The sequence below is a fragment of the Streptomyces sp. NBC_00440 genome (assembly GCF_036014215.1).
In the GTDB taxonomy this organism is placed as follows: domain Bacteria; phylum Actinomycetota; class Actinomycetes; order Streptomycetales; family Streptomycetaceae; genus Streptomyces.
In genome coordinates, this window is sequence record NZ_CP107921.1 from 4993774 (window position 1) to 5008820 (window position 15047).

Annotated in this window: 8 protein-coding genes; 7 read left to right on the plus strand and 1 reads right to left on the minus strand. The window is 71.3% G+C overall.

What is annotated here, in order from left to right:
• Positions 1-25 precede the first annotated feature (25 nt).
• The 5 genes from OHB13_RS22600 to OHB13_RS22620 all read left to right on the plus strand — a co-directional run bounded on the left by OHB13_RS22600 (position 26) and on the right by OHB13_RS22620 (position 10836).
• Entirely contained in the window at positions 26-3103 is a 3078-nt protein-coding gene (locus OHB13_RS22600) for a protein kinase (protein ID WP_328378289.1), read from the plus strand.
• 133 nt (positions 3104-3236) lie between these two features.
• On the plus strand, positions 3237-4961 hold the full coding sequence (locus OHB13_RS22605; protein ID WP_405756036.1) for a serine/threonine-protein kinase: 1725 nt from the start codon (positions 3237-3239) through the stop codon (positions 4959-4961).
• 244 nt (positions 4962-5205) lie between these two features.
• Positions 5206-7071 (plus strand): protein kinase domain-containing protein, encoded by a 1866-nt coding sequence (locus OHB13_RS22610; RefSeq protein WP_328378291.1) that lies wholly within the window; start codon positions 5206-5208, stop codon positions 7069-7071.
• 188 nt (positions 7072-7259) lie between these two features.
• On the plus strand, positions 7260-8882 hold the full coding sequence (locus OHB13_RS22615) for a succinic semialdehyde dehydrogenase (RefSeq protein ID WP_328378292.1): 1623 nt from the start codon (positions 7260-7262) through the stop codon (positions 8880-8882).
• 118 nt (positions 8883-9000) lie between these two features.
• Positions 9001-10836, plus strand: a complete 1836-nt coding sequence (locus OHB13_RS22620; RefSeq protein ID WP_328378293.1) for a GMC family oxidoreductase — start codon at positions 9001-9003, stop codon at positions 10834-10836.
• Positions 10837-11532: 696 nt separating this feature from the next.
• Here the strand turns inward: OHB13_RS22620 and OHB13_RS22625 are convergent.
• A complete protein-coding gene (locus OHB13_RS22625) occupies positions 11533-11850 on the minus strand; it encodes a chorismate mutase (protein WP_443063006.1) in 318 nt (105 codons plus the stop codon).
• A gap of 365 nt (positions 11851-12215) precedes the next feature.
• Between OHB13_RS22625 and guaA the strand changes: the two genes are divergently transcribed.
• Positions 12216-13790 (plus strand): glutamine-hydrolyzing GMP synthase, encoded by a 1575-nt coding sequence (gene guaA, locus OHB13_RS22630; protein WP_266854172.1) that lies wholly within the window; start codon positions 12216-12218, stop codon positions 13788-13790.
• 214 nt (positions 13791-14004) lie between these two features.
• Entirely contained in the window at positions 14005-14895 is an 891-nt protein-coding gene (locus tag OHB13_RS22635; protein WP_328378294.1) for a class II aldolase/adducin family protein, read from the plus strand.
• Positions 14896-15047: the final 152 nt, after the last annotated feature.

Below are 15047 nucleotides of genomic sequence, written 5' to 3' on the forward strand. Positions count from 1 at the left end.
GAACAGCGCGCTCCGGGGAGGCGTCGTGGACGAGTACGCGGGAAGGGTCCTTGCCGACCGCTACCGCCTTCCGCTGCTGCCCGGCGACGAGTTCGAGCCTGCGGAGATCCGCGCGTTCGACACCTACAGCGGGCAGGAAGTCCTCGTCCGGCAGGTGCCGCTGCCTGAGGTCGTGGACGCGGAGATGCTCGATGAGAGCGGCGCGGGGACGGGCTTCGGCGGCGGGCCGGCCGGGGGATTGCACGGGGGATCGGACGGCCGGTCGGACGGCGGGCCGGGCGCCGGGGTTTCCCAGGCGCGGCGCGCGTCGGCCCGTACCACTCGCAGGCCTGCCGAACCCGCTGTGCGGCGGGCCATGGAGGCGGCGCAGTCCGCGGCGCAGATTCCCGACCACCCCCGGCTGGACCAGGTCTTCGATGTCTTCGCGGAGGGCGGATCGCTCTGGGTGGTGAGCGAACTCGTCGAAGCCACCCCGCTGGCCGCGATGCTCGCCGAGCGCCCCCTGAACCCGTACCGCGCGGCGGAGATCGCCTCCGACGTGCTCACTGCTCTGCGCGTGCTGCACGCCCATGGGTGGACCCACCGCAACATCACCGCCCGGACCGTACTGGTCTGCGACGACGGCCGGGTGGTCCTGACCGGGCTGGCGGCAGGAGCGGCGGAGGAGGCGCTGTGCGGTTACGACCCGGTGCCGGCCGCGGAGTTATCGCAGCCAGGCGTTGAAGCGGGCGGGGACCTCGGGTTCGATTCTCCGGCCGCGCCAGAAGTGGATGGGGCGGAGGGGCCGTACGGGGCGGGTGGGGCGTACGAGGCAGAGGAGCCGTACGGGGCGGAGGATTCGCACGGGGCGGGGGATTCGCACGGGGCAGAGGATTCGCACGGGGCGGGCGGGGCGTACGCGTACGGGACTGAGGGGCCGTACGGGGTGGATGCGCCGGGGGCTGTGGGTGGGCCGGCCGGCGGGGAGTTGGGCCGGGTCAGTGGAGACTTGCGGCCGGGTGCCGAGCAGGCGCTTCCGGCCGGGCCTGCGCTGCCGCCCGGCTACACCCAGGACGAGCGGCGCGGGCAGCCGGGCGGGCAGATGTACGACCAGCTGCAGGACGCGCCCGGTGCCGCAGGTCCGGAGCCCGGACTGCCCGCCGCCAGCGGTGGCGGCGGGGTTTCGGCGGGGGACGTCCGTGCCGCCCGGGCCGGTGCCATCGCCGCCTACCGTGCGGGTGCACGGGCTGCGGCACGTGTCAGCGGGAACGAGCAGGGGACCGACGCCGGGGCCTTTCCGGTCCAGCGACCGGCGTCCGGGTCTTCGCAGCCAGGGCGGCAGGAACCGGCCGGGTTCCGGCACGGAGCACAGTCGCGTTCCGGCGCCGGGGAGGGCATGCGCGCCGACGACCTGCGCGGTGCCCACGACCGGGAGGCTCAGGAACGGGAGGCTCAGGAACGGGCAGCACGGAGCCGGAGCGCCCAGGACCGGGAGGCCGACGGCCTGCCCGGTGCCCCCGAGCACAGTGCCCCCGAGCACAGTGTCCATGAGCACGGTGCCCACGGGCAGAGCGCTCACGGGCAGAGCACCAACCAGTACAGCGCCCACGACCGGGCCGCTCACCAGCAGCCCCACGACCGGACCGCCCACGCCCCCGGCACCCCCGGCCCCCGTGCGGCCGTTGCCGTGCCGGACGGGTGGGATGAGGACTCGGCGGGGTCCGCGGCGCCCGCACGCCGGGGGCCCGGGACGGCGCTCGCCGCCGAGCGGGCCCGGCAGGCGCGTATCACCGTCGTGGGCGCCGTCACCGAACGGTGGGCGCCCGAGCAGGCGGGCCCCGTCCACGGCAACTGGCAGCTGGCCGCCCCGGTCGGGCCCGCCACCGATCTGTGGGCGCTGGGGGCGCTGCTCTTCCGGGCCGTCCAGGGCCACGCCCCGTACCCGGAGGAGAGCGCCGCCGAACTCGTCCAGCTGGTGTGCGCCGAACCTCCCGCGTTCGCGGAGGAGTGTGGCCCGCTGCGGCCCGTGGTCGAGTCGCTGCTGCGTCAGGACCCCACGGAGCGGCCGGACATAGAGGAACTGCGCGGCTGGCTGCGCTCGCTGGTGCGGTCGGCGCCGGAGCCCGACGCCGGGCAGGGGATCGTCCCCGTCCCGCCGGTCGACGCCACGCGGCTGCCGATCGTACGGCGCAGGGGCGAGCTCGTCCGGCGGCGTCGTCGCACCTCCGGCGGTGATGGCGTCCACGGCCGTCACCGCCAGCAGCGGAAGGGCGGCCGCCGGAGAGAGCAGGGCCCGGCCGGATCCGCGCGACCGGTGCAGTCCGCGCAGTCGGTGCAGCCGGTGCACTCTGTGGCGGCGGGCCCGCCCGACTGGTCCGAACCGGCGGGCCGCCGTCCCGGGCCGGACGCGAAGCCGCGCTCCCTGGGCCGGACCCTGCTCGTCGTCATCCTGGTCGTCCTGGTCGCCGCCCTCGTGTACGCGCTGAAGTTCATGCCGAAGGCCGACGACTCCGGGCACGGCAACACCGGTGCGCCCGCGTCGGTGCCGACCGCCTCCGCGTCCGGGCAGCCGAACTCGCCGGTGTCCGGCGGGTCCGGACAGTCCCAGCAGCCCGGGTCGGCCGGGACGCCCCAGTCGCCGCAGGGTACGGAGCCCGACAGCGGTGGACCGGCGGCCGGTTACGCCATCCGCAAGGATCCCGAGGGGTTTCAGGTGGCGGTGGCCAAGGACTGGGAGCGCCGTCCCGTCAACGACGCCGACCAGGTGCGCTTTCTCGGCGGCGACTTCGAGCTCGTCGTCGTTCCCGGCCGCGACAGCGTCAAGGACGAAGGCGCCGATCCCATGGCGTACCAGCGCGACAAGGAGCGGGAACTCAAACCGTTCCGTGACTCCACGTGGTCGTCCGCTTCCGGGCTGCGCCGCATCGACGTCGGCAAGCAGGCCATGGCCGAAGGGCAGTTCACCTGGCAGGACGGCAGCGGACGCGAGGTGTACGTCCGCAATGTGGCCATGATTATCGCAGGGCGCTACCACATCGTGCAGGTCATCGGCCCCGAAGCGCAGCGGGACAAGGTCACCGAAATCTATGAACAGGCCGTTGCCACCTACCGAACGGTGACGTGAGCGGACTGGGCGATTCCCGTCACAGTGCGGTATCACGGCGCGCCCCGAGGTTCCACGACTGAATGTCCGTCCGTAATCTGGCAGTCGAGGGAACGGACAGGGGCACGTGGAACACACTCACAGCGCGGACTTGGTGCTCGCCGGTCGTTATCGGCTGGGCGAACTCATCGGTCGCGGCGGCATGGGCAAGGTCTGGCGGGCTCACGACGAGGTGCTGCACCGGACCGTCGCCGTCAAGGAACTGACGGCCGGTCTGTATGTGTCGGAGGCCGACCGGGCCGTACTGCACGCGAGAACGCAGAAGGAGGCGCGCGCCGCGGCGCGCATCAACCATCCCGGGGTCGTGACGGTTCATGACGTCATCGAGTTCGACGACCGGCCGTGGATCGTCATGGAATACATCGACGGTCCCTCACTTGCCGACGCGGTCAAGGAATCGGGGGCGCTCGACCCCCGTGAGGCCGCCCGGGTGGGACTGCACGTTCTGGGAGCTCTGCGCGCCGCGCACGCGGCGGGGGTGCTCCACCGGGATGTGAAGCCGGGCAATGTCCTGCTCGCCCACGACGGCCGTGTCCTCATCACCGACTTCGGTATCGCCGCCATCGAGGGCGACTCGGAGATCACCCGGACCGGCGAGATCGTCGGTTCCATCGACTACCTCGCGCCGGAGCGGGTCTACGGCGAGGCTCCCGGCCCCGCCTCCGACCTCTGGTCGCTGGGCGCCACGCTCTTCACCGCCGTCGAGGAGCGCTCGCCGTTCCGCCGCACATCGCCGATCTCCACGCTCCAGGCCGTCGTGAACGACGAGCCGCCGAAGCTCACCAGGGCGGGGCCGCTCACTCCGGTCATCACCGGACTGCTGCGCAAGGACCCCGCCGAACGGCCGGGGCCCGCCGAGGTGGAGCGCATGCTGCTCGATGCGATGGAGGGGCGCAAGCCCCGGCAGGCAGAGGCGTACGTCCCGACGCAGCTGGTGTCCGAGGGGATGCTCCAGGACGCGACGCCCACGAGCCGGATCAGCTCCTCCGGTGCGCCCGTGACATCAGCGACGGCCCCGCCCGGACCGGAACAGATACCCGAGCAGCAGGCACAGGTAGCGGCCCAGACGCAGGCACCGGCTCCCGTACCGGCCCAGGCGCAGGCACCGGCACAGGTGCCGGCTCCTGTACCGGCTTCCGGGGACGGGGCGCCCGCCGTGGCTCCCGCCGGACGGAAACGTGGCCGTAAGCGGACCGGCGCACTGGTTCTGGCTCTGGCCGTGATCGTCGGTGCCGGAGTCGGTTTCGGCGTCATGAAGTACGAGAACCGGCAGACAGGTTCCGGTGGTGGCTCGGCGTCAGGTTCCGGCGGACCGGGCAGTAGCGGTGGCGGTGGCGGCGGCAACAAGCAGCGCGACGGCGTGCCGAAGGGCTGGCACCGCGTCAGCGAGCCCGAGGGTTACAGCCTGGTTCTGCCCAACGGCTGGAAGCGCCAGATGGACGGTTCCAACGAAATCGACTACACGCCGGACGACGGTGTCCACTTCATTCGGATAAGTATCGACAACGACCCGGACTACGCGACCCCGTATCTGCATGAACTGGCTCTCGAACCGCAGCTCAAGCGGCTCCCCGACTACCGGCGGATCACGCTGCACGTGAACAACTTCCGGGACCAGGACGCCGCGCTCTGGGAGTTCACCTGGACCGAGACCAAGGGGCAGCCGGGGCGACGCCGTGCCATAGACCAGATGTACAACGTGGATCACGGGCAGGCCGAGTACGCGATCTACATGGGCGGCCCGGCCAAGGACTGGGACCGCAGCCGGTTCGACACGGTCCTGCGCTACTGGCAGCCGCCGAACTCGACCGCGCACTGAGCCGCCGTCTGCCGTCGGGAACTGACTGCGATCTGGAACTGACTGCGATCCGGAACTGACTGCGATCTGGAACTGACTGCGATCCGGAACTGGCTGCGATCCGGAACTGACTTCGGTCTGGACCTGGCTGCCGTGTGGAACTGCGGTAGCGGTCCATCGGCTGACGCAGCGTACGTCCGGTACACGCTCCGGCTGCGGTCGCCGTGCGGCATGATGGGCCCAGGGGGACGCAGGGGGAGCGCCAGTGGCACAGGATCCGCGTAACAGCCGTCTGATCGCCGGACGTTATCTGCTCGGAGACCGGATCGGCCGGGGCGGCATGGGTACGGTCTGGCGGGCCACCGACCAGTTGCTCGGGCGGGAGGTCGCCGTCAAGGAGCTGAACCCGGAGACCGGCGCCGCCACGGCGTCGGCGCTGCGTGAGGCGCGCGCGGTCGCCCAGATCAAGCATCCGCAGGTGATCGTCGTCCACGACGTGGTCGTCGAGGACGACGAACGCCCCTACATCGTCATGGAGCTGGTGGTCGGCGGTTCCCTGGCGGCCCGCCTTTCCGAGCGCGGCCCCGTGGACGGCCGTGAAGCCGCCCGGATCGGGCTGGCGCTGCTGGGAGCGCTCCGGGCTGCGCATGCCAGGGGCGTACTGCACCGGGACATCAAACCCGCGAACGTCCTGCTGGAGGACGACGGCCGGGTGGTCCTCACCGACTTCGGGATCGCGCGGCTCGCCGGGGCGACCACGATCAGTGAGACCGGGGCGTTCGTCGGTTCGCCCGAGTACACCTCGCCGGAGCGGATGCAGGCTGAAGAGGCTGGGCCCGCGTCCGATCTGTGGTCGCTCGGTGCGCTGCTGTGTGCCGCGGTGAGCGGGGAGTCGCCCTTCCACCGGGATTCGCTGGGCGGGGTGCTGCACGCGGTGGTCGCCGACGAGATCCGCCCGCCGGCCGAGGCCGAACCGCTGCTGCCCGTCGTCCTGGGCCTGCTCGAACGGGATGCGGTGCGCAGGATGGGGGTGGATGAGGCGGAGCGGCTGCTGGGCGCGTATCTGGCTGCGTGCGCCACGGGGGGTGCCGGTGGGGAGCGCGGGGGCGGGGCAGAAGGCGCCGGTGCTGGTGTCCCCGCCTCCGTATCGGTACCGGACCACCCGCCCGTCCCCACCGCCGGAGGCGCACCAACGACTGGAGCCACTCCGCTCGCCGGGGCCGTACCGCTCGTCGCAGCCACTCCGCTTGCCGGGGTCGCACCGCCTGCCGGGGCCACACCGCTCGTCGCAGCCACTACCCCCGCCGGGGTCGCACCGCCTGCCGGAGCCACTCCGCCCGCCGATTCGCCGCCAGCCGATTCCCCGCCCCGGTCCCCGCGTCCCGTGCTGCGGCGGGCCTCCCTCGTCGCGGGGGTGCTGGTCGCCGCGGCCGCAGGTGCGGGGCTCGTCCTGTACGCGGTTGGCGGTGCGGGAGCGGGCCGTACGGACAACGCCGCGCCGTCCGCGAGCATGACCTCCGCGCCGACCGCGGCATCCACGGCCACCCCGGACCGCGGACCGCAGCAGAAGCCCCCTCGCGCTGCTGCACCTGGCCCGGACGTCAACCCCACCGTGACGCTGACCCATCAGGCGTCACCGGCACCGTCCGGGTACCGGGTCGTCGACGACCCCGGGGGCTTCTCCCTCGCCGTCCCGGCCGATGCCACCCGTTCCACCGACGACAAACGCGTCTACTACATGACCCCGGGCCAGGTCTTCCGTATCGGTGTCCGGATCCACAGCAGCCCCGGCGGCGGTCCGATGGCGACACAGCGCGCATCGGATTCGGCAGGTCCCCGCACCAATCCCGGCTACCGGGACGGCGTGGTCACCGCGACCACGCACGACGGACATGACGCGGCGCTCTGGGAGTTCACCTGGAACGGTTACTCCAAGGGCGAGGGCGCCCGTCATACGTACGACCTCTGCTGGGAGCAGGACGGGCGTCTCTACGACGTCTGGGTGTCGGCGCCGGTCGGCGGCCTCGACACCGCGCAACGGCACTTCGCCACGGCCATCGGCACCTTCTCGGCGTCGGCCTCGGGGGCTGCGGCAGTGCCGTCCGCGGGCGGCACCGGAGACCACCGCTGACCGGTACAGCGGGAACGACCCGGACGGCGGGGAACGGCGCGGGAACAGCGGGGCCGGCGGGATCCGGGGCGGCCAACCCGCCTGATCAGGGGTTGTGTCGCCAGCGATCACTGGCGGTATATGTAGGGACGGTGAAAAGGCATTACTCATGGGTACCGAAACTCTTCGCCGGGGCATAGCCTCCCCTCATGACGGACTCGCAGGCTCCCACCGCCACGGCCCCCCACGGCACGAACCCGATAGCCCCCACTCCCTCCGGTGTGCGGACCGCGGCCGACGTGGTCACCCCCGAAGTGGTCGCTCACCTGACACGCGGCGTGGTGGGTTCCGGACATACGGCCAACCACACCCCCTTCACCGGCGGGAAGCTGGCCGATCTGCCCGAGTCGAGCCCCGAGGACGTCGCGACCGCCTTCGAGCGGGCCCGCATGGCCCAGGCGGCGTGGGCCGCGACCCCCGCCCGGACCCGGGCCGCCGTCCTGCTGCGCTTCCACGACCTGGTGCTCTCCCGGCAGGCCGAGGTCCTCGACCTCATCCAGCTGGAGACCGGCAAGGCCAGGCTGCACGCCCACGAAGAGGTCCAGGCCGTCGCCGTCGCCGCGCGCCACTACGGCCGCAAGGCGCCCTCGTACCTCAAGCCCAAGGGCCACACGGGCGCGATCCCCACGTTCACCAAGGTCACCGAGTTGCGCCAGCCGCGCGGTGTGGTGGGTCAGATCGCCCCCTGGAACTACCCCTTCGAGCTGTCCATCGGCGACGCGCTGCCCGCCCTGGTCTCCGGCAACGCCCTCGTGATGAAGCCCGACACCGAGACCGCCCTGACCGCGCTGTGGGCCCGCGACCTGATCATCGAGGCCGGACTGCCCGCCGAGGTCTTCCAGGTGGTCCTGGGGGAGGGCCCGGTCATCGGCCCCGAGCTGGTCAAACACGCTGACTTCGTCTCCTTCACCGGCTCGACCCGCACCGGCCGCGAGGTCGCCCGGGGCGCGGCCGACCGGCTGGTCGGCGTCTCGCTCGAACTCGGCGGCAAGAACGCCATGCTGGTCCTGGAGGACGCGGACATCGAGAAGGCGGCCGCGGGCGCCGTCCGTGCCTGCTTCTCGTCGGCGGGCCAGCTCTGCATCTCCATCGAGCGGCTGTACGTCCACGAGTCGATAGCCGACGCGTTCCTGGAACGCTTCGCCGCGCGCACCAAGGCGATGCGCCTCGGCAGCTCCCTCGCATACGGCGCCGACATGGGCTCCCTCGCCGGCGAACGGCAGCTGGAGGCCGTACGGCGACACGTGGAGGAGGCCGTCTCCAAGGGCGCCACCCTGGTCGCGGGCGGTGTGCACCGTACGGACATCGGTCCGCTCTTCTACGAGCCGACCATCCTGGACGGCGTCGAGGCCCCGATGGCCGTCTGCACCGAGGAGACATTCGGCCCGGTGGTCTCGGTCTACCGCTTCAAGGACGAGGACGAGGCCGTCGCGACCGCCAACGCCACGCCCTACGGCCTCAATTCGAGCGTCTGGACCAGGAGTGGCAGCCGCGGCCACGCCGTCGCCGCCCGGCTGCGGACCGGCACGGTCAACATCAACGAGGGGTACGCGCCCGCGTACGGCAGCGTGCAGTCCCCGATGGGCGGCATGAAGGACTCGGGGCTCGGCCGCAGGCACGGCTCGGAAGGCATCCTCAAGTACACGGAGGCGCAGACCGTCGCGCACCAGCGGGTCATGCCGATGGCGCCGTCCTTCGGGATGGATGACGAGAAGTACGCCGCGTTCATGAGCCGCAGCCTCAAGGCGATGAAGGTCCTGCGCCTGCGCTGACCCCCGCCGCCCCGCCTCCCGCCGCCCCGCCTCCCGCCGCCCCGCCTGACCCCCGCCGCCCCGTCCCTCCGATTCCTTGCGCCTCCGCCTCCGCCCCTTCCTTCTCTGAGGAGAGTCCATGTCACAGGAGAACTCTGTCCGCAGTGAGGCCGACGGAGCCGACGCACCGTACGACTACGACGTCCTGGTGGTCGGGTCCGGCTTCGGCGGGTCGGTCACCGCGCTGCGGCTCACCGAGAAGGGGTACCGGGTCGGAGTCCTGGAGGCGGGCCGCCGTTTCACCCCGGGCACCCTCCCCAAGAACTCCTGGGACATCAAGAACTACCTGTGGGCCCCGGCGCTCGGCCTCTACGGGATCCAGCGTGTCCACCTCCTCGGCAATGTGATGGTGCTGGCGGGCGCGGGGGTCGGCGGCGGCTCCCTCAACTACGCCAACACGCTGTACGTCCCTCCGGCGCCGTTCTTCCAGGACCGGCAGTGGGCGTCCATCACCGACTGGCAGGCCGAGTTGGCGCCGTACTACGACCAGGCGCGGCGGATGCTCGGCGTGCGGCTCAACCCGACGATGACACCGTCGGACGTCCATCTGAAGGCGTCGGCCGAGGCGATGGGCGTGGGGGACTCCTTCCACATGGCGCCCGTCGGGGTCTTCTTCGGCGACGGGGAGGACTCGGACGGCACGGTGACGGAGCGCGGCAAGGCCGTCGACGACCCCTACTTCGGCGGGGCGGGGCCCTCCCGCAAGGCGTGCACCGAGTGCGGCGAGTGCATGACGGGCTGCCGCCACGGCGCGAAGAACACCCTCACCGAGAACTACCTCTACCTCGCGGAGAAGGCGGGCGCGGTCATTCACCCCCTGACCTCGGTGACCGCGATAGCGGAGCACGGCGAGGGCGGATACCGGGTCACCACGGTCGCGACCGACGCCCGCAAGAAGGGTCCGCGTGTGCTGCGTGCCCGGCAGGTGGTGGTCGCCGCGGGGACGTACGGGACGCAGACCCTGCTGCACACCATGAAGGACCAGGGGCTGCTGCCGCGTATCTCACCGAAGCTCGGGGAGCTGACCCGTACCAACTCCGAGGCGCTGGTGGGCTCGCAGACCACGGACCGCCGTTACCGAAGGAAACACGGCACGCCGAAGGCCGATTTCACCCAGGGCGTCGCGATCACCTCGTCGATCCACCCGGACGCGGACACCCATATCGAGCCGGTGCGGTACGGCAAGGGGTCGAACGCGATGGGCGCCATGTCCATCATCCAGGTGCCGTTCGGCTCGCGGCGGGTCCTCGGCTGGCTCGGCAACGTCGCCAAGCACCCCTGGCTGACAGCCCGTTCGCTCTCCAACCGGCGCTGGTCCGAGCGGACCATCATCGGTCTGGTGATGCAGTCGCTGGACAACTCCCTGACCACGTACCGGAAACCGGGCGGGATCGGCCGGGGTCTGCTCACGGCCAGGCAGGGCCACGGCGCGCCCAACCCGAAGCAGATCGCCGAGGGCACCCGGGCCGCGACGCTGATCGCCGAGGAGATCAACGGCTTCGCCGGCTCGAACGTGGGCGAGCTGATGGGGACTCCGCTGACCGCCCACTTCCTGGGCGGCTGCCCCATCGGCGCGTCCGCCGAGGAGGGGGTGATCGACCCGTACCACCGGCTGTACGGACATCCGGGCATCTCGGTGGTCGACGGCTCGGCGGTGTCGGCGAACCTCGGCGTCAACCCCTCGCTGACCATCACCGCTCAGGCGGAGCGCGCCATGTCGTACTGGCCCAACAAGGGGGACGCGGACCCGCGGCCCGAGCAGGGGCAGGCGTACGAGCGTCTCGCCGCCGTCGAACCGACCGCGCCGGCCGTACCGGCGGCGGCTTTCGGTGCGCTCAGGCTGCCGTTCCTGGGGATACCCGAGGTCCCGCCGAAGCGGACGGGCGGCGCGGATCCGGCGGAACCGCGGAAATAGCCTGCCCCCTCTGGCCCCTTCCCCTTTTCCCCTTGCCCGGGTCCTCTGTTCCCCTCACCCCGGTCCTCGCACGCGGCGGAAGGGCTGCACCCCCCTCCGAGTGCAGCCCTCCCGAGTCCGTGCCGACCGGCCCTGCTGTGTTGTTCGTGCACAGGTGTGGGGCCACTGGTGGGTACGCATGGATGACCGACCGGCCCGCTGAATGGTTGCTTCCGGACCCACGGATTCCTCATGTGACCTGCGTCACGGGCGCAGTACGAAGCCAGGGGCCCGTGGAAGTGATTCCACGGGCCCCTGGCTTCGGCACCGGCGTCAGGGCAGCACCGGTGCCGGGCGGCGGCGCCGGGGGGTGTGCGCCGCGAAGAGGGTGGAGCCGGGTGGCCGCCCGGCTCGCGAAGGGTGTTCGGGACTGGGCTGTCGGCTCCGGGCTGCCGGCTCCGGGCGTCCCCGGAACCGACGGCCGTGGGTGACCGGGCCGCTGTCCCCTGCCGCCCGGTCACACGCGCTGAGATGTGGTCCCACGACGCACCTGCAGTACGTCACACGCCCCAGCGAAGCCACGCGTGGTTTTCTCTTTCCAACAGGCCGCCCCTGGCTGACACGGACGCCTGGACCAACGAAGAGCTGCCGGGACCGGTCACGCGCCGTACGGGTGAGAGCGGGCCCGAACTCAGATACGGGCTGTCCCCGGCGGTCTCAGATGAGCCCCCGGCACAGTTCGAGCACGGTCATCGCGAGTCCCGTGCCCGGCTTGCCGAGCGCCTCGCTGTAGTGGCCGAGGACCTCCATCTCGCGGGAGAGGTTCACCCGGCGCCCGCCGGATGTCATCCGGGCGTCCTGGATGACGGCGGACACCGCCATCCGCTCCTGGATCAGGCCGATGATCCGGTCGTCGAGGCTGTCGATGCGCTCACGCGCGCCCGTGATCACGCCCGCCGCCTCACTGCTGTGCGCGCCGGTGATGCGCAGGTCGGTGCTGTGTGTCCCCGTGCTGTGTGTCCCGGTGGTAGGCAGACCGGTGGTGGGCAGACCGGTGCTGTGCGTGCTGGTGCTGTGTGTCTCGGTGCTGATGTCGGTGCGCATGTGTCCGGAACTCCTGTACCTGAAGGGGGAGCGGTCCCCCGGCGCGGCACGGTCCGGAATGCACAGGCGCCCCGGACCTTGCCGGTCCGGGGCGCCTGGGGAAGTACTGATCAGTGGATGATCAAGCAGCACGACCATGGCAGCCGGACGGGCCGGTGCCATAGGTAAAGACGAAGGTCAGCTGATGATGCATGGGGCCAGTATGGACGGCCTTCGGAGGGAGAGACAAGCCGGTTCCCCCAGCCCCGTTAGAATCGACATACAAGACCCCTCCTTTCCCGCCGGAAGGCCGCCCCGTGCCAGCAGCACCCCCCGCCGCCCCCGAGGTCGTCCTCGTAGTCGACTTCGGCGCGCAGTACGCCCAGCTCATCGCCCGTCGCGTCCGTGAGGCGCGGGTCTACAGCGAGATCGTGCCGTCCACCATGCCGGTGGCCGAGATGCTGGCGAAGAACCCGAAGGCGATCATCCTCTCGGGCGGCCCGTCGTCCGTGTACGCGCCGGGCGCGCCCATCCTCGACCGGGCGCTCTTCGAGGCCGGGGTCCCCGTCTTCGGCATGTGCTACGGATTCCAGCTCATGGCGACCACCCTCGGCGGCACGGTCGACGACAACGGCGCCCGGGAGTACGGCAGGACCGCGCTCAGCGTCTCCAAGCCGGCTTCCACGCTCTTCGAGGGCACCCCGGCCGAGCAGTCCGTGTGGATGTCGCACGGCGACGCCTGCTCGGCCGCCCCCGAGGGGTTCACGGTCACCGCGTCCACCGACGTCGTACCGGTCGCGGCCTTCGAGAACGACGAGAAGAAGCTGTACGGCGTCCAGTACCACCCCGAGGTGCTGCACTCCACGTACGGCCAGCAGGTCCTTGAGCACTTCCTCTACCGGGGCGCGGGCATCGAACCGTCCTGGACCACGACGAATGTCGTGGACGAGCAGGTCGCCCTGATCCGCGAGCAGGTCGGCACCAAGCGCGCGATCTGCGGGCTCTCCGGCGGCGTCGACTCCGCCGTCGCGGCCGCCCTGGTGCAGAAGGCCATCGGCTCCCAGCTGACCTGCGTGTACGTCGACCACGGGCTGATGCGCAAGGGTGAGACGGAGCAGGTCGAGAAGGACTTCGTCGCCGCCACGGGTGTCCAGCTCAAGGTGGTCGACGCCGAGGACCGCTTCCTGACCGCGCTCAAGGGGGTCTCCGACCCCGAGGAGAAGCGGAAGATCATCGGGCGTGAGTTCATCCGGGTCTTCGAGCAGGCCCAGGCCGAGATCATCGCCGACGCGGGCGAGGACGTCGCGTTCCTGGTGCAGGGCACGCTGTACCCGGACGTCGTCGAGTCCGGCGGCGGCACCGGCACCGCCAACATCAAGTCCCACCACAATGTGGGCGGGCTCCCCGACGACATCGAGTTCAAGCTGGTCGAGCCGTTGCGCCAGCTCTTCAAGGACGAGGTCCGGATGGTGGGCCAGGAGCTCGGCCTGCCGGACGAGATCGTCCAGCGCCAGCCCTTCCCCGGCCCCGGCCTCGGCATCCGTATCGTCGGAGAGGTCACCAAGGAACGGCTCGACCTGCTGCGCGAGGCCGACGCCATCGCGCGTGAGGAACTCACGGCGGCCGGTCTGGACCGCGAGATCTGGCAGTGCCCCGTGGTGCTGCTCGCGGACGTCCGGTCGGTCGGCGTCCAGGGCGACGGCCGCACCTACGGCCACCCGATCGTGCTGCGGCCCGTCTCGTCCGAGGACGCCATGACGGCGGACTGGACGCGTCTGCCGTACGAGGTGCTGGGGAAGATCTCGACCCGCATCACCAACGAGGTCGCCGATGTGAACCGTGTGGTGCTCGATGTGACGAGCAAGCCCCCGGGCACCATCGAGTGGGAGTAGGCGAGTGGGAGTAGGCCCGGCCGCCGCCGGGCCCCGGCTCCGTCTCCGCAGCTGAACGAGCGCCGCTGTACCGGACATCCGGTGCAGCGGCGCTTCGCTGTAGCGCCGCTGTCGGAGCGTCTTGGGAGCCCTGCCGGAGGCACTCATCCGGCGGGCATGATTCGTTCACCGCATGACTCTGTTCACCTGCGGTAACGCGCGGTAGCTTCCGGCCATGACTGAGATGCCAGCCCCGATACCGGCCTCTGCCCCCGGCTCTGTTCCCACCCCTTTTCCCACCTCTGCTCCCTACGCCGACTCCGCTCCCGTCGCCGGGCCGGCCGCCGCGCCCGAGCCCGTACCGGTCGATCAGCTCCGGTTCGCGATGCCGCCGGTCCACGAGACCCTGGCGGAGGAGCGGCAGTACCGCAAGGCGCGGCTCGCGGGGGCGCTGCGGCTCTTCGCGCGGTACGGGTACGAGGACGGCGTCTCGGGCCACATCACCGCCCGCGACCCCGGATATCCCGACTGCTACTGGGTGAACCCCTTCGGGGCGCCGCTGGCGGAACTGGGGGCGGACGATCTGATCCTGGTCAACGGCGAGGGGCAGGTCGTCCAGGGCCGCCACCACGTCAACCAGGCCGCCTTCGCCGTACACGCCCAGGTGCACCGGGCCAGGCCCGCCGTCGTCGCGGTCGCGCACAGCCACTCGCTGCACGGGCGGGCGCTGTCCACGCTGGGCGAACTCCTGGACCCCATCACGCAGGAGGCCTGCGCCTTCTACGAGGACCTCGCGCTCTACGACTCCTACACCGGCGTCGTCGTGGACGAGGAGGAGGGCCGCAGGATCGCCGCCGCGCTCGGCGACCGCAAGGCGGTCATCCTCCGCAACCACGGGCTGCTGACCGTGGGCGACTCGGTCGACGCGGCGGCCTGGTGGTTCATCACCCTGGAGCGCTCCTGTCAGGTCCAGCTCGCCGCGCGGGCCGCCGGGAAGCCCGTACTGATCGACCACAGGAACGCGGTCGCCACCCGGGAGCAGCTGGGCAGCGACCTGGTGGCCTGGATCAACTACCAGCCGCTGTGGCGTCAGATCAGCGGAACCGGACCCGGCGCGGAGGCGTGAACGGCACCCGTACGAGCGCTTCCCCGTGCCTTCTGTCGACGTCCGTCAACCTGACGTGCTGTCAATCACCCTGCCTGACCTGACCTGCTGCCCGTGCGGCTCCGCGAGTGCGACACAATCCCCTTGAACTGCAAGGAAGTTCAAGGGTGTGC

Excerpts from the sequence above, each read along its gene's own strand:
- OHB13_RS22615 (WP_328378292.1), top strand. The coding sequence starts at position 7,260 with ATGACGGACTCGCAGGCTCCCACCGCCACGGCCCCCCACGGCACGAAC.
- OHB13_RS22620 (WP_328378293.1), top strand. The coding sequence starts at position 9,001 with ATGTCACAGGAGAACTCTGTCCGCAGTGAGGCCGACGGAGCCGACGCA.
- OHB13_RS22635 (WP_328378294.1), top strand. The coding sequence starts at position 14,005 with ATGACTGAGATGCCAGCCCCGATACCGGCCTCTGCCCCCGGCTCTGTT.